The sequence below is a fragment of the Vibrio chagasii genome (genome assembly GCF_002954585.1).
In the GTDB taxonomy this organism is placed as follows: domain Bacteria; phylum Pseudomonadota; class Gammaproteobacteria; order Enterobacterales; family Vibrionaceae; genus Vibrio; species Vibrio chagasii_A.
In genome coordinates this window covers 1,947,281-1,967,791 of record NZ_MSCI01000002.1, presented here as the reverse complement: position 1 = coordinate 1,967,791, position 20,511 = coordinate 1,947,281, and the positions used below count along the sequence as shown (strand labels likewise).

The following is a 20,511-nucleotide window of genomic DNA, read 5'->3' as shown; positions in this document are numbered from 1 at the left end:
CCTTTATATGACAGTAGATGGTGACTATATGGCCACAGAGAACATGGACGTCGTGATCAGTGAGGATAATTTTGAGGCGGTTACGGTTATAAAAGAAGCTGGACTCAATAACACCCTAGATATTTACACAAAAGGAAAATTCATTCGCAAGAGTGATGGCCTATTTAATGTAAGCTTACGTGAAGAACGCGTTGACCATGGAGACATTGATTTTGAGCTTGATGATGACATGCTTGTTTATGATAGGTATGTAAAAGCACGAAATAAGTTGTCGTTCTTTAAGTCGGTTCAAATACTTGAAGAGCTACCGAATCAATATATGCTTATCATCTCAAATAGCCCTGTAAAGAAAATGGTCGCTGTAAAAATGGAGCCTTTACCAATCGAAGATATTTATGGTGTCTATTAAGCTTTTTATTGTGATTTGATATTTTTTTTAGACTTATTTTATTACTATCAATTGTCTCATTATGGGAGGATGCATCTCAGTTTTTAAGAGGTGCATTACCATGGTTAAATACTTCATATCAGTTTTACAAGTACTTATCACTTTCACGTTGCGAACTGCGGAGATCATCTCTCCCTGAACCCCAAGATGATAAATTATCATTTTTATATGCTGGTTCGTTGTCTGGGTGCTTTTTTTGATGGTGCCAATCCAAATAAAAGACCAGAGTTATTGGCAAATTGTCCGGTTTTGATGATACCTCTATGGTTGTATTTAACGAAGTGCTCATCAATCAAGTATTGGGAGCGAAATCGGAGAGGGTTGCTCTACATGGCATATCGTATCTGTATTACTTGTACTCATGGTCACGACTTTTCTTACTTCATTAAGACAATTCGCCACATGAGCCTAACAACCTATATACCTAAGGGTCGGGCTACCAGCCGGCGAAAGCGGGCTTTCCATTATCGTGAGCAATAACTTTGAATTTTCTGACTGGAGCTGGCTCTAATTTATAGATGAACATATTCTAAATATTGATTTTTCTTGAAATTACTTGATTGTCAGTACTATTTGACCGATTTGGTTTATTGTAAATAGTCAACCATTAGAGTGGGTTCGGCAGTGGTGAAGTGAGAGTTCGATTAATCGTATAGTCTTGCCTGGTGCCACTATCGTAAAAATAAAAGCCATATAAAAATGGCTTATTACAATATAAAAGAATTTACTCAATTATCGGTTGAGCAGTTAATGGTTGACTGAATTTTTGAGATTCATGATGCGTTGAAATTTAGTTTTTATAAATGCCTGAATTATTAAAAACTAGTTGGAACAGTTTTTGGCTTTAGTAAGATATTGAATTATGAACTTTGACGGATATTTTGAAAAAATACAAATTCAAATAGAAAAGGTCTATTCACTTGAAGACCTGTTAGTGTGGCGAAAGAGAATTAATATAGGACACTCAGGCCTTTCATTCAGGACTGAACAAGGCCGGCTTATTTCTCATTGTTATCGAAGGTTTAAGGACGAAGAACCTAAATAAATGGATTTTAAATTTTCATGTGAATCATCGTCGTTAAATAATGAATTACGTTTGTAATATTAATTAGGAATATGTGTCAAAAAAATATATTTGATTATAATTAATTGTGGATTTAGTCGTTTGCGATTTATTTAAGAATCAAGAGTTGACGATTAGGTTGGTTGGATTTGGTATCGAGAGAGAAGTGGTAGCCATCACCACGATTCATCGAAGCATCAGATCAACACCTATAGCAAAGGCGATAAAGCCGGTGATGATAACGTAGCAGCTGTGCTAATGGATACGATTGCTCGTCACCTGGAATACAACACAAATGGACTCTGCAGTGTACCGATTATTTTTCGGTTAACCTGTAGTCTCAAAATTAAGTAAGCCACGAACTCGTTCGTGGCTTTTTTGATTTGCACTAGGCACAGGGCATAGCAAAGTCCAATTTTTTGGCTGAGACATTGGTTTGGTACAAACCAGTCGCTTTAAAACGTAAAAAGCCGCATCAAGTGATGCGGCTTCTTTAAATTTGGTTCCCCTTGTCGGGACTAGAACGCGGGCGGCCAGCTCTGAGACATTGGTTTGGTACAAACCAGTCGCTTTAAAACGCAAAAAGCCGCATCAAGTGATGCGGCTTCTTTATATTTGGCTCCCCCTGCGGGACTCGAACCTGCGACATACGGATTAACAGTCCGCCGTTCTACCAACTGAACTAAGGGGGAATTGCTTGTTAGTGACGCGAATTTTAATAAGAGTCCTATTTTCTGTCAACAAAAAATAGTAGAAAAAAATTAGATAAATAACTTTACTTTCTTGAATGCCTTGTTGGATTTGGCTTTGCTTTAGTTATCCACCAAAATTGTGGATAAGTGTGTGTGTGAAACTTTAACAACAATAGCCGGGATAAATCTGAAAATGTAAAAAATTGATCTAACTTGATGTATTTAAAGGATGGTTTGCAATTTATTACGATTGTATAACTTTTCTTGATTACAAAGGGAACAGTAAAACAAGCGGTATTTTTAGGTTTTTTTGGGGAAAAGTAGTGGATTAAAATTCGAGTAATTTAGCTGAGGAAACTTTGCAGGGGCACGGATAATACCAAGTTCTAAGATTAAAAGCTATAACTGATCTCTAATCTTAAGATGCATTTCTCCAGATAATAGTTGCATCGACACTCCTCCTAGAGTGACAATGACCTGATTAAAAAAACAGTATGGAAATGGCGATCTATGAGTAAACTTTTTGATTTGGTATCGGACTACAGTCCGTCCGGTGACCAGCCAACTGCGATTACCCAATTACTAGATGGACTGGATTCTGGTCTGGCACATCAAACTCTATTAGGGGTAACGGGGTCGGGTAAAACCTTTACGCTTGCTAACGTCATTTCCCAATCTCAAAGACCAGCAATCCTATTAGCGCCGAATAAGACGTTGGCTGCTCAACTGTATGGTGAGATGAAGTCTTTCTTCCCGAATAACGCCGTCGAGTATTTCGTATCTTACTATGACTACTACCAACCAGAAGCCTATGTTCCAACCACGGATACATTTATTGAGAAAGATGCGTCTGTAAACGCTCATATTGAACAAATGAGGCTCTCGGCGACTAAGGCCCTATTAGAAAGAAAGGACGCCATTATCGTTGCGTCTGTTTCCGCTATCTATGGTCTGGGTGATCCTAAGTCTTATTTGAAAATGATGCTTCACTTGAGCCGTGGCGAGATCATGGATCAGCGCGATATCTTGCGTCGTTTGGCCGAACTTCAATATTCTAGAAACGATGTTGCGTTTGAGCGTGGTCAGTTCCGTGTTCGTGGTGAAGTGATTGATATCTTCCCGGCTGAATCGGACCAAGATGCAGTACGAATCGAGATGTTTGATGATGAAGTCGACTGTATCAGTATCTTCGACCCGCTAACTGGCGCAATTAAACAAAGAGATTTGCCACGCTTTACGGTTTATCCAAAGACTCACTACGTGACACCGAGAGAAAAAATCCTTGAAGCGATCGAGAACATCAAGGATGAACTGCGAGATCGAGCCCAATACCTCAAAGACAATAACAAACTTCTCGAAGAGCAGCGCATCTCGCAAAGAACCCAATTTGATATCGAGATGATGACAGAGCTTGGTTTCTGCTCGGGCATTGAAAACTACTCACGTTACTTGAGTGGTCGTGCTGAAGGTGAAGCGCCTCCAACATTATTCGACTATCTGCCTGCTGATGGTCTGCTGATCATCGATGAATCACATGTTACCGTGCCGCAAATCGGCGCGATGTATAAAGGTGACCGCTCTCGTAAGGAGACCTTGGTTGAATTTGGTTTCCGTCTGCCTTCTGCGCTAGACAACCGACCAATGAAGTTCGATGAATTTGAATCGATTGCCCCACAAACGATTTTTGTTTCAGCAACGCCAGGTAATTACGAGCTTGAAAAGTCCGATGGTGAGGTTGCTGATCAGGTTGTTCGTCCAACGGGCCTGTTAGACCCGATTATTGAAGTAAGGCCAGTAGCGACTCAGGTGGATGACTTGTTGTCTGAAATCAGAATGCGTTCAGAAAAAGATGAGCGTGTATTGGTGACGACGTTAACTAAGAGAATGGCAGAAGACCTAACTGAATATCTCACAGAACACGGTGTGAAAGTGCGTTACTTACACTCAGATATCGACACCGTTGAGCGTGTAGAGATTATTCGAGATCTCCGTTTGGGCGAGTTTGATGTGTTAGTGGGTATTAACTTACTTCGTGAGGGCTTGGATATGCCTGAGGTATCGCTGGTGGCGATTCTGGATGCTGACAAGGAAGGTTTCTTGCGTTCTGAACGCTCTCTGATCCAAACGATCGGTCGCGCAGCTCGTAACCTTGAAGGTAAGGCGATCTTATACGGTGACTCAATCACTAAATCGATGAAAAAGGCGATTGATGAAACAGAGCGACGTCGAGAGAAGCAGCAGGCTTATAACGAAGAGCAAGGCATTACGCCACAAGCTCTGAAGCGCAACATTAAAGATATCATGGAGTTGGGTGATATCACTAAGTCGAAGCAACAGCGCCAATCTAAACAGGTGCCATTGTCTAAGGTAGCAGAGCCTTCACAGAGCTATGCTGTGCTGACGCCACAACAACTCGATAAAGAGATCAGTAAGCTGGAAGCGGCGATGTACCAACATGCTCAAAACTTGGAGTTTGAGTTGGCGGCGCAGAAACGTGATGAAATTGAGCAGCTGAGAAAGCAGTTCATTACCAATAGCTAAACTTCGACGATATTAGTCAAACCTTCCTTTTGATGGTGCTCTAGACAAAAAAACAGCCAGTAGGAATTGTTCTACTGGCTTACGTTTGTGAACACTAAGTCCACTAACAACGTCAGTTGGCTAGGTGACCCGAAGGTCATCTAAACGACTGCATCCTTCATGCCATATAGATAAGATATTGATTGTTTGAAGTTGGTATAGAAATACAATACAAATATTGTGGCCAATTTGCATAATGCAAAGCGGAATGCGACTATAATAAGAAATGCAAATTATAAATGGCTAGGATATGCAATCAAAAACGCTAGATAACAAATCAAAGTATTTGTTGATGGTAGAGGATACCGCCTCGGTAGCAGCTTTGTACCGCTCGTATCTTACACCGCTCGAAATTGATATCAACATTGTAGGCACTGGCCGCGATGCAATTGAGAGTTTGAATCATCGAATCCCTGACCTGATTTTATTAGATCTACGTCTACCTGATATGACGGGGATGGACGTGCTATTTGCGGTTAAACAAAAGTACCCAGAGGTGCCTGTTATCTTCATGACAGCTCACGGTTCGATTGATACCGCAGTTGAAGCGATGCGTCATGGTTCTCAAGACTTCCTTATCAAACCGTGTGAAGCCGACCGTCTACGTATTACGGTCAATAACGCAATACGTAAAGCGACGAAATTAAAGAACAGTTCAGAGCACCCTGGAAACCAAAACTATCAAGGTTTCATCGGTAGTAGCCAAACCATGCAGCAGGTGTATCGAACTATTGATTCTGCCGCATCAAGTAAAGCGAGTATTTTCATTACTGGTGAAAGTGGTACTGGTAAAGAGGTGTGTGCAGAAGCTATTCACGCTGCGAGTAAGCGTGGTGATAAGCCGTTTATTGCAATTAACTGTGCTGCGATTCCCAAGGACTTGATTGAAAGTGAACTGTTTGGTCACGTGAAAGGGGCATTTACGGGGGCGGCAACAGATCGTCAAGGTGCTGCTGAACTGGCTGACGGTGGCACCTTGTTCCTTGATGAGCTCTGTGAAATGGACCTTGAGTTACAAACCAAGCTTTTACGCTTTATCCAGACAGGTACCTTCCAAAAAGTGGGTTCTTCGAAGATGAAGAGCGTGGATGTTCGCTTTGTTTGTGCGACCAACCGTGACCCATGGAAAGAAGTACAAGAAGGGCGCTTTAGAGAAGATTTATACTATCGTTTGTATGTAATTCCTTTGCACTTGCCGCCATTGCGTGAACGTGGTGAAGATGTCATCGAGATTGCATACTCACTGCTAGGTTACATGTCAGTGGAAGAGGGTAAAGCGTTTGTGCGTTTTGCTCAGGAAGTGCTGGATCGTTTTAATCAATATGAGTGGCCGGGTAACGTTCGTCAGCTGCAAAACGTATTGCGAAATGTCGTGGTATTGAACAACGGCAAAGAGATAACGCTTAACATGCTGCCACCACCGTTGAATCAACCGATTGAAAATAGCCTACGCTTGAAAGAGAAGCAGAGTGAAGACATTACGGTGAAAGATATTTTCCCACTGTGGGTCACTGAAAAAACGGCTATTGAACAGGCCATTAAAGCGTGTGATGGTAATATTCCGCGAGCGGCCGGTTTCTTGGATGTGAGTCCATCGACTATCTACCGTAAGTTGCAAGCGTGGAACGCAAAACAGTAATCACCAAACGATAAGACATAGCAATGACTAAAGTATTGAATCAGCAAAAAGTTGATGAGCTTGCCGGTGAAATAGGGCAAGAGAATGTTCCGGTGTTACTGGAGATCTTTTTAGGTGAGTTGAAAGGCTATTATGAGCACCTAGAGATCAATAAGGAGTCAGATACTTCAAAGTATTTAGCGGATATCAGCCATGCTCTAAAGAGCAGTGCTGCGAGCTTTGGTGCTGACTCTCTGTGTAGCTTCGCTATTGGTTTAGATAGCAAAGTAAAACAGTCACTTCCAATTACTGATGGCGATTTTGAAGATATGCAGTCACTGCTGCTTTCAACGTACACTGAGTACCAGCAATTGATGACGGATCTTTAACGCAGAGAACGACCACAGAAACTAAAAAAGGAGCATTGTGCTCCTTTTTTGTATTTGTTGCTTAAGCTGAACTTATTGCTTTAAGCCAGTTGAGCTTCAATCGCTTGTTGTAATTTCACGCGATCATGACGCCAATCTCGATTCGCAGACGCAAGATCTGTGGTGACACAGTTCCATTGCCCTTCAAGTTCGGGATGTGGTTCATTACCAAGAACAATATCTATCTTGCGTGCTTTGCAGGTACGTTCACACCACTCAAGTTGCTCCTCAAGTGTCATTTTACCCGCTGGGCCGTGTTCTGGTGATAAGTTTTCGACGAAGATGAGCTTAGCATGGGTATTGTCGGAAATCGCTTTACCAATTTCTGGCAGCAGAAGTGGTGGCATCACACTGGTCAAAAAGCTGCCTGGCCCAAGCACGATGCAGTCTGCTTGTTCTACAGCCGCCACCGCTTCTTTTGTAGCAGGTACTTCTGGCGACAGATCCATCATGCGTAGTTTCTCTGTCATGTCATCGACATTGGTTTCGCCTGTTACCCAGCGCCCATCCATAGATAGGGCGGTAAGGTCTGACGGATGCTCAGTCATTGGGACAATATTGACATCGACCTTCAACATATTGCGAATTAGGTTAATTGCTTCTAGCGGGCGAACGGAAAGGTTGTCTAACGCGGTTAGCATTAGGTTGCCCAAGTTATGGCCATCGAGTTCGCCTTGTCCACGAAAACGATATTCAAACATCATAGAGCTAATTGACGGCTCTGTGATCAACTGATTGATACAGTTTCGGGTATCACCCCATGCAATGCCGCCTTGGCAATCTCGAATGCGTCCGGTGGAACCACCGTTGTCTGTTGTAGCAACAATACCGGTTGCGTTACTACCAAAATCCTTTAATGCGGCCAGCATACGACCTAAGCCATGGCCACCACCGATTGCGACCACTTTCTTTGAAGTGTAAATGTTCATTTTTTATTCTTGTTAGAGGGTTACCAACTATAATTTAGGTTAAATGCTTCTCGCCAGATACTCAACAAGAGTTATTTTGAGCGTTTGACACGTTTTTTTTTGCCGATGTGACTCGTTTTTTGTCATCAGAGCTAGATTCACGTACAAATATTAAGTATTTTATTACTCAGCTACTGCGCGTTCGAATATAACGTGCAGTTGCCATAACTCCGAGCTCTCGCATGCTAAGTCGCACAGTGGTATTTGCTGTACCGATACGCATTAAGAGCCAGTGACATGTTGTCACAAGGGCTTAATTGGAAATGATTATGCCTCCCGTGTTTGGAAAGGTGTTCCGTGGCGCAACAATTCGAAGATAGATTCCATCGCAAGTTTTATTACTTGCGCTTGTCGGTTACAGACGTCTGTAACTTTAAATGTACTTACTGCTTGCCGGATGGTTATAAACCGTCAGGGCAAAAAAACTCGTCTTTTTTAAGTGTTCCCGAGATCAAACGTGTCGTTAAAGCGTTTGCAGATTGTGGCACCTCAAAGATCCGCATTACAGGCGGTGAGCCGAGCCTGCGTAAAGACTTCCCCGAAATTATTCAAACCGTTGCCAACACTCCCGGTATCAAAAAAGTTGCTACGACAACTAACGGCTACCGGATGGAGAAACAAGTAGGGCAGTGGCGTGATGCTGGTTTAACTCACATTAACGTAAGCGTAGATAGCTTAGATCCGCGCATGTTCCATCAGATCACTGGTGAGAATAAGTTTACTGAGGTAATGCGAGGCATTGATAAAGCGTTTGAGGTTGGCTTTGAACAAGTCAAAGTAAACGTCGTATTGATGAAAGACCTCAATAGCCAAGAGTTACCTGCCTTCCTTAATTGGATCAAAGACAAACCGATTCAACTGCGTTTTATTGAGCTGATGAAAACCGGCGAGATGGACGAGTTGTTTGATAAGCACCATGTGTCAGGTGTCGCGATTCGTAACCAGCTTATTGCTAATGGTTGGTTATTGAAAGTGAGAGCCGTTAATGATGGCCCTGCACAAGTGTTTGTTCACCCAGACTATAAGGGTGAAATTGGTTTGATCATGCCTTACGAGAAAGACTTTTGTGAGAGTTGTAACCGATTGCGCGTTTCTGCGAACGGTAAGCTCCACCTATGTCTGTTTGGCGATCACGGTGTTGAACTGAGAGATTTGATTCAAGAAGATCAACAAGAGCAAGAGCTCATCGATCGAATACAGGCTCAGCTACAAACCAAGTCCGTTAGCCACTTCTTACATGATGGCAACAGCGGTATGACTCCAAACTTGGCGTCAATCGGCGGTTAACCCGCATACACTCAAACGTATTTTATCGCTCAGCTTATTTAGGCTGAGCGAATCAGTCTAATGAAAAATTTATATAGGTGAACAAATGGGTCACGCAGAAAGCAAATTTCAAGCAGCAAACATTGCAGTACTAACGGTTTCAGATACACGTACAGAAGAAAACGATACGTCAGGTGGTTACTTAGCTGAGAATGCTAAAGAAGCAGGCCACAATGTGGTTGATAAGCAAATCGTTATCGATGATATGTACAAGATCCGTGCGATCGTATCAAAGTGGATCGCTGATGAAAGCGTACAAGCGATCATGATCACTGGCGGTACTGGTTTCACTTCTCGTGACAGCACTCCTGAAGCGCTTAAGCCATTGTTCGACAAAGAAGTAGAAGGCTTTGGTGAGTTATTCCGTCAAGTGTCTTACGAAGAGATCGGCACCTCAACAATTCAATCTCGCGCAATTGCGGGCTTTGCGAACCATACGGTTATCTTTGCAATGCCGGGCTCTACAGGCGCTTGTCGTACAGGTTGGACTAAGATCATCAAGCAACAAATGGATGCTAGCCACCGCCCTTGTAACTTCATGCCACACCTTTCTGTATAAGGCGGTTTTAGCATGAGCCAATTTACACACATTAACGCGTCTGGCGAAGCGAACATGGTCGATGTATCGGCTAAGGCTGAAACGGTACGGGAAGCAAGAGCTGAAGCATTTGTTCAAATGTCTGCAGAAACGCTGCAACTGATTGTCTCTGGTAGCCACCACAAGGGTGATGTTTTCGCTACGGCACGTATTGCAGGTATTCAAGCGGCTAAGAAGACGTGGGATCTAATTCCACTTTGTCACCCTCTACTATTAACGAAAGTAGAAGTGCAGCTTGAAGCTATCGAGTCTGAAAACAAGGTTCGCATTGAATCTGTTTGTAAGCTTGCAGGCAAGACGGGCGTAGAAATGGAAGCGCTAACGGCTGCTTCAGTTGCTGCGTTGACCATTTACGATATGTGTAAAGCTGTTCAGAAAGACATTGTTATCGAGAATGTACGCCTGCTAGAGAAGACAGGTGGTAAATCAGGTCACTTTAAGGTGGAATCATGATTACAGTACTTTTCTTTGCACAAACTCGTGAACTTGTTGGTGTAGACAGCGTTGAAGTGGATGCGCAGTTTAAGACGATTGAGGCGATTCGTAGCCACCTTGTTACGCAAGAAGGCAAATGGGATATCGCATTGGAAGAGGGCAAGCTTCTGGCTGCTCTTAATCAATCAATTGTGCCTCTGACGACTGAAGTGAAAGACGGTGACGAAGTGGCATTCTTCCCACCTGTAACTGGAGGCTAGTGATGGATTCAAGAGTAGTAGTGACTTCTGAGGACTTCTCTGTTGCTGATGAGTACGCGTTTCTCTCTGAAGGAACCTCTGCGGGCGCTGTAGTGACCTTTGTTGGTAAAGTTCGCGACATGAACCTTGGCGACAATGTGATTGGTTTGTCATTGGAGCACTATCCGGGTATGACAGAAAAATCACTGAGCGAGATCTGTGACCAAGCTGAGGCTCGCTGGCCTATTCAGAAGATGCGTGTTATCCACCGTGTTGGTGACTTAGATATCGGCGACCAGATTGTTTACGTCGGTGTATCCAGTGCACACCGTGGTGCTGCATTTGAAGCCTGTGAGTTTGTTATGGACTTCTTAAAAACGAAAGCACCGTTTTGGAAAAAAGAACGCACCACAGAAACAACTCGTTGGGTTGATTCCCGTGACTCTGATGCGAAAGCGGCGGAGCGTTGGGAGAAGTAATTTCTCAGTAGTAAGTTTTGTCAAGAGATTTTTAAGATCAAGGCCAACCGTGAGGTTGGCTTTTTTGTTCCTAAAAATAAGTTTGTAAATAAAAACAAGTGTTATTTATCCCTCATTCGTGCTTTAAAATTCAAAAGAAAGAATTTTTTGAATTTTAATACATTGGTGAGGTGGTTTCATAGACGAGTAGATTGCGACTTAGTTTGGTGATTTTTATCACAAAATATGTACATTTTTATGATTGATTGTAAGTGTGGTTTGTTTTTTTTGTTTGATGGATGTTAATTTTCTGGCGGAATTTAAAGATATGCTGACAAATGCACTACGATCGAAGTCAATTTATAAGATTAAATATGGTAAAAACGAGAATGCGCAAACATATTTAGCTATGCATTTAGGTTTTAATTAGATATTTATCCTGAAATCTTGATCTTGTTGGAGAATTATCCATATTTTACGACTTGTATGTGGAAAATAAATCCAATGATTGGTAGTGTGTGCTTCTGTCTTTGTAAGGTTTTAGGTTTTTGTGCTTGAAATATGAGCTAATTCAATCTAAATCACTGCCGTTCAGTGAGCTTTGCAAAGATGTCATGGATGCAATACATAAAACTTGGAGTTTACTAAATGTACAAGAATAAAATCACTCAGGCCCTTCTTCTAGGTGCTGGTTTGGCAGTGGCTGCCTCTTCTACTCTTTCTATCGCTGCTGAAGTTCCAGCAGGCACAGAGCTAGCAAAAGTTCAGGAACTTGTTCGCGGTAACGGTACTGAAGTTGCAACTATCGACCCACACAAATCTCAAGGTGTACCAGAATCTCACGTGATTCGTGATCTTCTAGAAGGTCTAGTGAACCAAGACGGCGACGGCAATACTATCCCTGGTGTTGCGGAAAGCTGGGAAACGACAGACAACAAAACATTCACTTTCCACCTACGTAAAGACGCAAAATGGTCTAACGGCGATCCTGTAACAGCTCAAGACTTTGTATACAGCTGGCAACGTGCAGTAGATCCTGCAACGGCTTCTCCATACGCTTGGTACATGGAATATACCAAGATGGCGAATGCGAAGGATATCGTAGCGGGTAAGAAAGATAAGAGTGAACTGGGCGTTAAAGCAGTGGATGCAAACACTCTAGTTGTTGAATTAGAAACAGCGGTACCATACTTCGTAATGATGATGGGCCACACAACAATGAAGCCAGTACACCAGGCAACTGTTGAAAAATACGGTGACCAGTGGACTAAGCCAGAGCACTTCGTTGGCAACGGCGCATTCTCTGTTGATAAATGGATTGTTAACGAGCGTCTGGTACTTAAGCGTAACGAGCAGTACTGGGACAACGATAAAACAATTCTTAATAAAGTAACGTTTCTACCGATAGAAAACCAAGTAGCGGAAATGAACCGTTTCCTAGCTGGTGAAATCGACTTCACAAATGAGCTTCCAACCGAGCACTTCAAGCGTCTTAAGAAAGAGCATGCTGAAGATGTATCTGTAGCGGGTAACCTATGTTCTTACTACTACAGCTTCAACACTAAGAAGAAACCATTCGATGATGTACGTGTTCGTCAGGCAATCTCTTACGCAATCGACCGTAACATCGTAACAGATGCTATCCTAGCACAAGGCCAAAAACCGGCGTACTTCCTCACGCCTGAAATTACAGCTGGATTCAACCCTGAGCTACCAGCTTACGGTAAGATGTCTCAAAAAGAGCGTAACGCAGAAGCAGCACGCCTTCTTGCAGAAGCTGGTTACGGTAGAGACAACCCGCTGAGTTTCAAACTACTTTACAATACTTCAGAGAACCACAAGAAGATTGCTGTAGCACTAGGTTCAATGTGGAAGAAAACACTGGGTCTTTCAGTAACACTTGAAAACCAAGAGTGGAAAACTTACCTATCTTCTAAAGACTCAGGTGACTTTGAAGTAGCACGTGCCGGTTGGTGTGGTGACTACAACGAAGCGTCTTCATTCCTAACGCTGATGAAGAGTAACAACACTACCGGTGGTGTTCACTACGACAGCGCGGCTTACGATAAAATCATCGACAAAGCACTTAACTCTACTTCGGAAGAAGAGCGTAAAGCTTTATACAATGAGGCCGAGGAACTCTTAGCAAAAGATATGCCAATTGCACCCATCTACCAGTACGTTAAATCTCGTCTAGTTAATCCGCATGTTGGTGGTTTCCCAGTAAACAACGCGGAAGACAAGATCTTCTCGAAAGACCTATACATCAAAGCTCAATAATCAGCTTCGATTCAAAAGTTAATATAAATATAACGACATAGACACTACATGCGCAGAGCGTGCATGTAGCGTCTTTCCATTTCTAATTGTCACAGACTGAAAGAGTGAGTTTATGCTTAAATTCATCGCTAAAAGGATATTTGAAGCAATCCCAACTATGTTGGTTTTGATCACAGTATCTTTCTTTCTAATGCGCTTTGCGCCGGGTAACCCTTTTTCAACTGAGAAACCGTTACCGCCTGAAGTAATGGCTAACATCGAAGCTAAATATGGCCTAGATAAGCCTGTTTTCGAACAATACACCACTTACCTGTTCAATGTAGTTCAAGGCGACTTTGGTCCATCCTTTAAGTACCTAGATTACTCGGTAAATGAATTAATTTCTGTCGCGCTACCTGTATCGGCTAAAGTTGGTTGTGTTGCGTTTATCTTCACCGTTATTTTGGGGGTAACTGTCGGAACTATTGCCGCCTTGAAGCACAATACTTGGGTCGACTACACCATCATGTCGACCGCGATGCTTGGGGTTGTAATGCCTTCATTCGTACTCGCGCCTGCTCTTATCTACCTATTCTCACTGCACTGGGATATCTTCCCTGCTGGTGGCTGGCAAGGCGGTACATTTATGTACATCGTGCTGCCTGTTATTGCGATGTCTCTTTTATATGTAGCGACTTTCGCTCGTATTACTCGCGGTAGTATGATCGAGACTCTAAACAGTAACTTTATTCGAACTGCTCGTGCCAAAGGTCTAAGCTATCGATATATCGTTGTGAAGCATGCTCTTAAACCTGCACTTCTACCTGTTGTTTCCTATATGGGGCCAGCCTTCGTGGGTATCATCACAGGTTCAGTTGTTGTTGAAACCATCTTCGGCCTACCTGGTATCGGCAAGCTTTTTGTTAACGCTGCGTTCAACCGTGACTACTCGCTAGTAATGGGTGTAACCATCTTGATTGGTTTCCTATTCATCTTGTTCAACGCAATTGTTGATATTTTGCTAGCGCTGATTGACCCGAAAATTCGCTACTAACAGGGACTGGTTATGTTGAAGAAAAAAGAAAATTTAGAAGCGATCGAAAAGTTCTCTGAGAGTCTAGAGATCGAAGGTCGTAGTTTATGGCAGGATGCTCGTATTCGTTTCATGCGAAATAAAGCCGCGATGGTCAGCCTGTTCATTCTAACGTTAATGGTACTGGCGGTTATCTTCTTACCGATGCTGGCCCAGTACACTTATGACGATACCGACTGGTATGCAATGCACGTAGGCCCTAATGCTGACCACTGGTTTGGTACCGATAGCTTAGGTCGTGATTTGTATGTACGTACTCTAATTGGTGGCCGCATCTCATTGATGGTTGGTGTGATGGGTGCCTTCGTAGCAGTATTGATTGGTACGCTTTACGGTGCAGCTTCAGGCTTCATCGGCGGCCGTACTGACCGAGTGATGATGCGTATCCTAGAAATATTGTACGCAGTACCATTCATGTTCCTAGTAATCGTTCTAGTGACATTCTTTGGTCGTAACATCATTCTAATCTTCGTTGCGATTGGTGCGATTGCTTGGCTAGATATGGCGCGTATCGTACGTGGCCAAACGCTGAGTTTACGTAGTAAAGAGTTCATTGAAGCTGCACACGTATGTGGTGTAAGCAAATGGAAGATCATTACACGTCACATCGTTCCAAACGTTCTAGGTATCGTAGCCGTTTACTCTACGCTGCTTATTCCGAGCATGATCCTTACTGAATCATTCTTATCTTTCCTTGGTCTTGGTGTTCAAGAGCCTATGACAAGCTGGGGCGCACTGCTTCAAGAAGGTTCGCAAACAATGGAAGTTGCAATTTGGCAACTGGCATTCCCTGCGGTATTCATGGTTGTCACGCTGTTCTGCTTTAACTACGTAGGCGATGGTCTGCGCGATGCGCTTGATCCAAAAGACAGATAAAAATTAATAGCAAATAAAACTACAAAAGCTATAAAAGATTAAGGAAGCAATGATGAGCTTATTAGATGTCAAAGACCTGCGCGTCGAGTTTACCACGCAAGATGGTATCGTAACCGCAGTAAACGACTTGAACTTCTCACTTAACCAAGGCGAAACGCTGGGTATTGTTGGTGAGTCAGGTTCAGGTAAATCACAGACTGTATTCTCTATCATGGGGTTGCTGGCGAAAAACGGCATCATCTCAGGTAGTGCAAAATTCGAAGGTAAAGAGATTCTTAACCTTCCAGAAAAAGAACTAAACAAAGTTCGTGCTGAACAGATCGCGATGATCTTCCAAGATCCGATGACATCACTAAACCCTTACATGAAAGTAAGCGATCAGCTGATGGAAGTACTTATGCTGCACAAAGGCATGGGTAAAGCGGAAGCATTCGAAGAATCAGTACGCATGCTTGAAGCGGTTAAAATCCCTGAAGCACGTAAGCGTATCACCATGTACCCACACGAATTCTCTGGCGGTATGCGTCAGCGTGTGATGATTGCAATGGCGCTATTATGCCGTCCAAAACTGCTAATTGCAGATGAACCAACTACCGCGCTGGATGTAACGATTCAAGCACAAATCATGGAACTGCTGAACGAACTGAAAGATGAGTTCAACACGGCAATCATCATGATTACCCACGATTTGGGTGTTGTTGCGGGTTCTTGTGACAAAGTACTTGTGATGTACGCAGGTCGTACTATGGAATACGGCACAGTAGATGAAATCTTCTACAACCCAAGCCACCCATATGCGGAAGGTCTACTGAAAGCGATCCCTCGTTTGGATACGGAAGGTGAGATCCTACCTACTATTCCAGGTAACCCACCAAACTTACTTCGCCTGCCGACAGGCTGCCCTTACCAAGATCGATGTCACCGTGTTATGGGCCGTTGTAAGCAAGAAGCACCGATTCTGACTCCATTTGGTCAAGGCGACCGTCAGCGTGCTTGTTTTTCTGATTGGGAGGCTTGGACAAAATGAGCGTAGTAGATAAGCAGTTATTATTAGATATTAAAGACCTGAAAGTTCACTTTAGCATTGCGGCTAAATCAGCGTGGCCTTGGGCAAAACCTTCAAACCTAAAAGCCGTTGATGGCGTTGATATCCACCTTTACGAAGGTGAAACGCTGGGTGTAGTAGGCGAGTCTGGTTGTGGTAAATCGACGTTTGCTCGTGCAATTATTGGTTTGGTTGAAGCAACTGACGGTGAAGTAATGTGGTTGGGTCAAGACCTAACTAAGATGCAAGAAATACAACGTCGTGAAACTCGTAAAGAGATTCAGATGATCTTCCAAGACCCACTAGCATCTCTTAACCCGCGTATGTCTGTTGGTGACATCATTGCTGAGCCACTAGAGACTTTCTACCCAGAACTTTCTAAGCAGGAAGTGAAGGACCGTGTTAAAGAGATGATGGCGAAGGTAGGTTTATTGCCAAACGTAATCAACCGTTACCCACACGAGTTCTCTGGTGGTCAGTGTCAACGTATTGGTATCGCACGTGCACTTATCTTGAAGCCTAAGATGATCATTTGTGATGAACCTGTTTCGGCACTTGATGTATCTATCCAAGCTCAAGTTGTTAACCTGCTGAAAGAACTGCAAAAAGAGCTAGGTCTTTCGTTGGTATTCATCGCGCACGACTTGTCAGTTGTGAAGCACATTTCTGATCGTGTATTGGTAATGTACTTGGGGAATGCGGTTGAGCTGGGTGAGTCAGATGCACTTTTCTCTGATCCTAAACACCCTTACACCAAGGCGTTGATGTCTGCGGTTCCAATTCCGGATCCTCGCTTAGAGCGTAGTAAAACAATCCAGATGCTGGAGGGTGATCTACCATCGCCAATTAACCCACCATCAGGTTGTGTTTTCCGTACTCGTTGCCCACAAGCGACAGAAGCGTGTGCGCAAACTAAGCCGACAATTCAAGGCGATGACGTTCACGCAGTATCTTGCTTGCACGTACAAGTCTAGAGCCAATTTAAAACGGTTCAGCCTGTGACAGGCTTAAGCGCGACTAGTTTTTAGAGTCGCGCTTTTTTTGTACTGCAGGCCTAGTTCCTATATTTTTCTCAACAGCTTCATCAAATAATTCGAACAACTAAGCCAACTTCTTCTAGTTTTGAAAAAGTTGGCTTTTTTTATACTAGAGAAAAGTAAGTATCACAGAGGTTTGGATATGGGCAAATTAGTTAAAGGTGTTTGGCACGATGTGTGGTACGACACCAAAGAGAACGGTGGTAAGTTTATCCGAGAGGATGCCGGTTTCCGCCATTGGGTTGAGAATAGAGCAGGCGCGCAGTTTGAAGCGGAAAGTGGCCGTTATCATCTGTATGTATCGTTAGCTTGCCCTTGGGCACACCGCACACTTATATTCAGAGAACTTAAAGACCTAACAGAGCATATTGATGTGACCGTTGTATGCCCAGACATGATGAGCGAAGGGTGGCAAATGGGCTTACCTGAGCCGCTATTTGGTCATACCCGTATGCACCAAATCTACACTCAAGCTAAATCGGATTACTCAGGTCGAGTGACGGTACCAGTATTGTGGGATAAGAGAACTAACACCATAGTCAGTAACGAATCTTCTGAAATTATTCGCATGTTTAACTCAGAGTTTAATCATATTACGGGCAATACTGATGATTATTACCCGTGGGAACTGGCGAGCAAAATTGATCAGTGGAACGACTATATCTACCCAAATATCAACAATGGCGTTTATCGTACTGGCTTTGCGACGACACAAGAAGCTTATGAAGAGGCGTATGACGCGCTTTTCAAGGCACTGGACAAAGTAGATGCACATCTTAGTGAGAACCGTTATTTAGCGGGAGAGCAGATTACTGAAGCGGATTGGCGGTTGTTCACGACCTTAGTTCGATTTGATGCTGTGTATGTGGGTCACTTCAAGTGTAACAAGCAACGAATTGCGGACTACAAGCATATCCAAGGTTATCTGAAAGAGCTCTATCAAATAGAGGGCATTAAAGAGACGACGGATTTCTACCACATCAAGCGCCACTACTATTACAGCCACACTGGTATCAACCCGACTCAAGTGGTGCCGAAAGGGCCGGAGCTGGATTTAGATTCGCCACATGACCGAGGCTAGGGTTACCTGTTCCGATAAATCCAGACATAAAAAAACCCTAGATAAACATCTAGGGTTTTTGCTTTATAGCAAAGAAAAATTAGTTAACTACTTTTTCTTCAGCTTGTGCAGCTTGGTCTGCTTGGATTGCCGTTAGAGCTACTGTGTACACGATATCGTCTACTAGAGCACCACGAGACAAGTCATTTACTGGCTTGCGCATACCTTGAAGCATTGGACCGATTGATACTAGATCTGCTGAACGTTGTACCGCTTTGTAAGTCGTGTTACCAGTGTTTAGGTCTGGGAATACGAATACAGTCGCTTTACCAGCTACTGGAGAGTTTGGTGCTTTAGAAGCAGCAACGTTTTCCATGATAGCAGCATCGTACTGTAGAGGACCGTCGATCACTAGATCAGGACGCTTCTCTTGAGCAATCTTAGTTGCTTCACGTACTTTATCTACGTCTGCACCTTTACCAGATTCACCAGTAGAGTAAGAGATCATAGCAACGCGTGGGTCGATACCGAATGCTGCTGCAGAGTCAGCAGATTGGATAGCGATTTCAGCAAGCTGTTCAGCTGTTGGATCTGGGTTGATCGCACAGTCACCGTAAACCAGTACTTGGTCAGGCAGTAGCATGAAGAATACAGAAGATACGATAGACGCATCTGGTGCAGTCTTGATGATTTGGAACGGAGGAACGATAGTGTTCGCAGTAGTGTGAACAGCACCAGAAACTAGGCCGTCAACTTCGTCGTTCTCAAGCATCATTGTGCCTAGGAATACTGAGTCTTGTAGCTTCTCACGAGCAACAACTTCAGTCATGCCTTTCGCGCCACGAAGCTCAACTAGACGTGCTACGTAGTTCTCACGAACTTCATCAGAGTTGATGATAGTTACGCCAGCACCTAGCTCAACGCCTTGCTGTGCAGCAACACGCTTGATTTCTTCTGGGTTACCAAGAAGCACACATTCCGCGATGCCGCGCTCAGCACAGATAGCCGCAGCTTTAACTGTACGTGGCTCGTCACCCTCAGGAAGAACGATACGCTTGCCAGCTTTACGAGCGAACTCAGTTAGCTGGTAACGGAACGCTGGTGGACTTAGACGACGAGACTTCTCAGTACCTTCCGTCATTGACTCGATCCAGTTGCCATCGATGTGACCCGCAACGTGTTCGTTGATGAACTCGATACGCTCTTTATCGTCTGCTGGTACTTCTAGGCTGAAGCTCTGTAGGTTCAGAGATGTCTGCCAAGTGTTACCTTGCGCCTTAAAGATTGGAAGACCAGTCTCTAGAGCAGGCTTGATTAGGTCCTGGATTTCCGCAGGGATATCGTAACCACCAGTTAGAAGAACAGCACCAATTTCAACGCCGTTCATTGCTGCAAGTGCTGCTGCAACGATTACGTCAGGACGGTCAGCCGAAGTCACAAGTAGTGAACCTGGCTTGAAGTGTTCAATCATGTGCGGTAGAGAACGCGCACAGAAAGTGATGCTCTTAATACGACGAGTATTTAGTTCACCTTCATTGATGATCTCAGCGTTTAGGTGAGAAGCCATGTCTGCGGCACGAGTAGCGATTAGCTCGATGCTCCAAGGCACACAACCAAGAACACGAATTGGAGAAGTGTTGAAGATCTCCATTACTTTTAGTTCGCTTTGCTGAGCGCTGTCTGCATCGTCAAAGATTTCAGATAGGTCAGGGCGAGTACGGCCCGCTTCATCGACTGGAGCGTTAAGCTTGTTGATGATAACGCCAGAGATGTTTTTGTTCTTAGTGCCGCCGAAGTTAGAACATGCTACTTCGATACGCTCTTTAAGTTGAGCTGGGTTGTCAGTACCCGGAGTTGCAACAAGTACAATCTCTGCACCTAGTGTTGCAGCAATTTCTGCGTTCACTTGGTTAGCGAATGGGTGCTTACGAGTTGGTACTAGACCTTCGATAAGTGTTACGTCAGCATCTTTGTTGATCTGGTTGTAACGCTCAACAACAGTTTCTAGTAGCTCGTCCATGTTGTCGTTACCGATTAGGCTTTCAGCAACAGACATCGCTAGAGGTTGACCGATCTTAACATCGCTGTTTGTGCCAACGATAGTTGAAGTTAGATCAGGTTGATCACCACCAGAACGTGGTTGAGAGATTGGTTTGTAGAAAGAAACCTTAACGCCCTTGCGCTCCATTGCGCGAAGAACACCCATGCTTGCGCTAGTTAGACCAACACCAGCACTAGTAGGGATAAGCATAATAGTACGAGACATTCGTATGAGTACCTTTAGCTAT

Annotated in this window: 17 protein-coding genes, 1 tRNA gene and 1 riboswitch; of the genes, 15 read left to right on the top strand and 3 right to left on the bottom strand. The window is 43.7% G+C overall.

The window, feature by feature from the left end:
- Window positions 1-28: 28 nt before the first annotated feature.
- The gene (locus BTO10_RS17145) at window positions 29-409 is read left to right on the top strand and encodes a hypothetical protein (RefSeq protein ID WP_258099302.1); all 381 of its coding nucleotides are present in this window, start codon (window positions 29-31) and stop codon (window positions 407-409) included.
- Between the two features lie 1,718 nt (window positions 410-2,127).
- Here the strand turns inward: BTO10_RS17145 and BTO10_RS17130 are convergent.
- A tRNA-Asn gene (locus BTO10_RS17130) sits at window positions 2,128-2,203 on the bottom strand.
- A gap of 510 nt (window positions 2,204-2,713) precedes the next feature.
- Between BTO10_RS17130 and uvrB the strand changes: the two genes are divergently transcribed.
- The 3 genes from uvrB to luxU all read left to right on the top strand — a co-directional run bounded on the left by uvrB (window position 2,714) and on the right by luxU (window position 6,790).
- Window positions 2,714-4,744 carry an excinuclease ABC subunit UvrB gene (uvrB, locus tag BTO10_RS17125; RefSeq protein ID WP_105025330.1) on the top strand — a complete coding sequence of 677 codons (2,031 nt, stop codon included), beginning with the start codon at window positions 2,714-2,716 and terminating at the stop codon, window positions 4,742-4,744.
- A 289-nt stretch (window positions 4,745-5,033) separates the two neighbouring features.
- A complete protein-coding gene (luxO, locus tag BTO10_RS17120) occupies window positions 5,034-6,422 on the top strand; it encodes a quorum-sensing sigma-54 dependent transcriptional regulator LuxO (protein WP_105025329.1) in 1,389 nt (462 codons plus the stop codon).
- Window positions 6,423-6,445: 23 nt separating this feature from the next.
- Window positions 6,446-6,790 (top strand): quorum-sensing phosphorelay protein LuxU, encoded by a 345-nt coding sequence (gene luxU, locus BTO10_RS17115; RefSeq protein WP_004737341.1) that lies wholly within the window; start codon window positions 6,446-6,448, stop codon window positions 6,788-6,790.
- Between the two features lie 80 nt (window positions 6,791-6,870).
- Here the strand turns inward: luxU and BTO10_RS17110 are convergent, their stop codons facing one another.
- Entirely contained in the window at window positions 6,871-7,758 is an 888-nt protein-coding gene (locus tag BTO10_RS17110; protein WP_105025328.1) for a YvcK family protein, read from the bottom strand.
- Between the two features lie 195 nt (window positions 7,759-7,953).
- Window positions 7,954-8,106, top strand: a riboswitch (molybdenum cofactor riboswitch).
- Between BTO10_RS17110 and moaA the strand changes: the two genes are divergently transcribed.
- From moaA to BTO10_RS17055, 11 genes are all read left to right on the top strand, one after another.
- Window positions 8,095-9,084, top strand: a complete 990-nt coding sequence (moaA, locus tag BTO10_RS17105) for a GTP 3',8-cyclase MoaA (protein ID WP_105025327.1) — start codon at window positions 8,095-8,097, stop codon at window positions 9,082-9,084. It overlaps the preceding riboswitch by 12 nt.
- An 85-nt stretch (window positions 9,085-9,169) precedes the next feature.
- On the top strand, window positions 9,170-9,682 hold the full coding sequence (moaB, locus tag BTO10_RS17100) for a molybdenum cofactor biosynthesis protein B (protein WP_004737344.1): 513 nt from the start codon (window positions 9,170-9,172) through the stop codon (window positions 9,680-9,682).
- A 12-nt stretch (window positions 9,683-9,694) separates the two neighbouring features.
- Complete coding sequence (gene moaC / locus BTO10_RS17095; RefSeq protein ID WP_004737345.1) at window positions 9,695-10,174, top strand: cyclic pyranopterin monophosphate synthase MoaC; 480 nt, start codon at window positions 9,695-9,697, stop codon at window positions 10,172-10,174.
- Complete coding sequence (gene moaD / locus BTO10_RS17090; RefSeq protein WP_004737346.1) at window positions 10,171-10,416, top strand: molybdopterin synthase sulfur carrier subunit; 246 nt, start codon at window positions 10,171-10,173, stop codon at window positions 10,414-10,416. Before moaC ends, moaD begins: the two co-directional genes overlap by 4 nt.
- A 2-nt stretch (window positions 10,417-10,418) precedes the next feature.
- On the top strand, window positions 10,419-10,874 hold the full coding sequence (gene moaE / locus BTO10_RS17085; RefSeq protein WP_004737347.1) for a molybdopterin synthase catalytic subunit MoaE: 456 nt from the start codon (window positions 10,419-10,421) through the stop codon (window positions 10,872-10,874).
- 627 nt (window positions 10,875-11,501) lie between these two features.
- Window positions 11,502-13,133: an ABC transporter substrate-binding protein gene (locus tag BTO10_RS17080; RefSeq protein ID WP_105025326.1), complete on the top strand. Its 1,632-nt coding sequence runs from the start codon at window positions 11,502-11,504 to the stop codon at window positions 13,131-13,133.
- A 112-nt stretch (window positions 13,134-13,245) separates the two neighbouring features.
- Window positions 13,246-14,166: an oligopeptide ABC transporter permease OppB gene (gene oppB / locus BTO10_RS17075; protein ID WP_105025325.1), complete on the top strand. Its 921-nt coding sequence runs from the start codon at window positions 13,246-13,248 to the stop codon at window positions 14,164-14,166.
- Between the two features lie 12 nt (window positions 14,167-14,178).
- On the top strand, window positions 14,179-15,081 hold the full coding sequence (gene oppC / locus BTO10_RS17070) for an oligopeptide ABC transporter permease OppC (protein ID WP_004737351.1): 903 nt from the start codon (window positions 14,179-14,181) through the stop codon (window positions 15,079-15,081).
- Window positions 15,082-15,133: 52 nt separating this feature from the next.
- Complete coding sequence (locus BTO10_RS17065; RefSeq protein WP_004737352.1) at window positions 15,134-16,108, top strand: ABC transporter ATP-binding protein; 975 nt, start codon at window positions 15,134-15,136, stop codon at window positions 16,106-16,108.
- Window positions 16,105-17,100, top strand: a complete 996-nt coding sequence (oppF, locus tag BTO10_RS17060) for a murein tripeptide/oligopeptide ABC transporter ATP binding protein OppF (protein WP_004737353.1) — start codon at window positions 16,105-16,107, stop codon at window positions 17,098-17,100. The genes BTO10_RS17065 and oppF overlap by 4 nt, the downstream gene beginning before the upstream one ends.
- A gap of 205 nt (window positions 17,101-17,305) precedes the next feature.
- Window positions 17,306-18,244 (top strand): glutathione S-transferase family protein, encoded by a 939-nt coding sequence (locus BTO10_RS17055; protein WP_105025324.1) that lies wholly within the window; start codon window positions 17,306-17,308, stop codon window positions 18,242-18,244.
- Between the two features lie 79 nt (window positions 18,245-18,323).
- Here BTO10_RS17055 and pta read toward each other — a convergent pair whose 3' ends face one another.
- The gene (gene pta / locus BTO10_RS17050; RefSeq protein ID WP_105025323.1) at window positions 18,324-20,489 is read right to left on the bottom strand and encodes a phosphate acetyltransferase; all 2,166 of its coding nucleotides are present in this window, start codon (window positions 20,487-20,489) and stop codon (window positions 18,324-18,326) included.
- Window positions 20,490-20,511: the final 22 nt, after the last annotated feature.

What these genes read in the sequence shown, in the direction of transcription:
- moaE (WP_004737347.1), top strand. Translation starts at nt 10,419, where the DNA reads ATGGATTCAAGAGTAGTAGTGACTTCTGAGGACTTCTCTGTTGCTGAT.
- BTO10_RS17080 (WP_105025326.1), top strand. Translation starts at nt 11,502, where the DNA reads ATGTACAAGAATAAAATCACTCAGGCCCTTCTTCTAGGTGCTGGTTTG.
- BTO10_RS17145 (WP_258099302.1), top strand. Translation starts at nt 29, where the DNA reads ATGGCCACAGAGAACATGGACGTCGTGATCAGTGAGGATAATTTTGAG.
- luxO (WP_105025329.1), top strand. Translation starts at nt 5,034, where the DNA reads ATGCAATCAAAAACGCTAGATAACAAATCAAAGTATTTGTTGATGGTA.
- moaC (WP_004737345.1), top strand. Translation starts at nt 9,695, where the DNA reads ATGAGCCAATTTACACACATTAACGCGTCTGGCGAAGCGAACATGGTC.
- oppB (WP_105025325.1), top strand. Translation starts at nt 13,246, where the DNA reads ATGCTTAAATTCATCGCTAAAAGGATATTTGAAGCAATCCCAACTATG.
- BTO10_RS17065 (WP_004737352.1), top strand. Translation starts at nt 15,134, where the DNA reads ATGAGCTTATTAGATGTCAAAGACCTGCGCGTCGAGTTTACCACGCAA.
- moaD (WP_004737346.1), top strand. Translation starts at nt 10,171, where the DNA reads ATGATTACAGTACTTTTCTTTGCACAAACTCGTGAACTTGTTGGTGTA.
- luxU (WP_004737341.1), top strand. Translation starts at nt 6,446, where the DNA reads ATGACTAAAGTATTGAATCAGCAAAAAGTTGATGAGCTTGCCGGTGAA.
- oppC (WP_004737351.1), top strand. Translation starts at nt 14,179, where the DNA reads ATGTTGAAGAAAAAAGAAAATTTAGAAGCGATCGAAAAGTTCTCTGAG.
- moaB (WP_004737344.1), top strand. Translation starts at nt 9,170, where the DNA reads ATGGGTCACGCAGAAAGCAAATTTCAAGCAGCAAACATTGCAGTACTA.
- uvrB (WP_105025330.1), top strand. Translation starts at nt 2,714, where the DNA reads ATGAGTAAACTTTTTGATTTGGTATCGGACTACAGTCCGTCCGGTGAC.
- pta (WP_105025323.1), bottom strand. Translation starts at nt 20,489, where the DNA reads ATGTCTCGTACTATTATGCTTATCCCTACTAGTGCTGGTGTTGGTCTA.
- BTO10_RS17055 (WP_105025324.1), top strand. Translation starts at nt 17,306, where the DNA reads ATGGGCAAATTAGTTAAAGGTGTTTGGCACGATGTGTGGTACGACACC.
- BTO10_RS17110 (WP_105025328.1), bottom strand. Translation starts at nt 7,758, where the DNA reads ATGAACATTTACACTTCAAAGAAAGTGGTCGCAATCGGTGGTGGCCAT.
- oppF (WP_004737353.1), top strand. Translation starts at nt 16,105, where the DNA reads ATGAGCGTAGTAGATAAGCAGTTATTATTAGATATTAAAGACCTGAAA.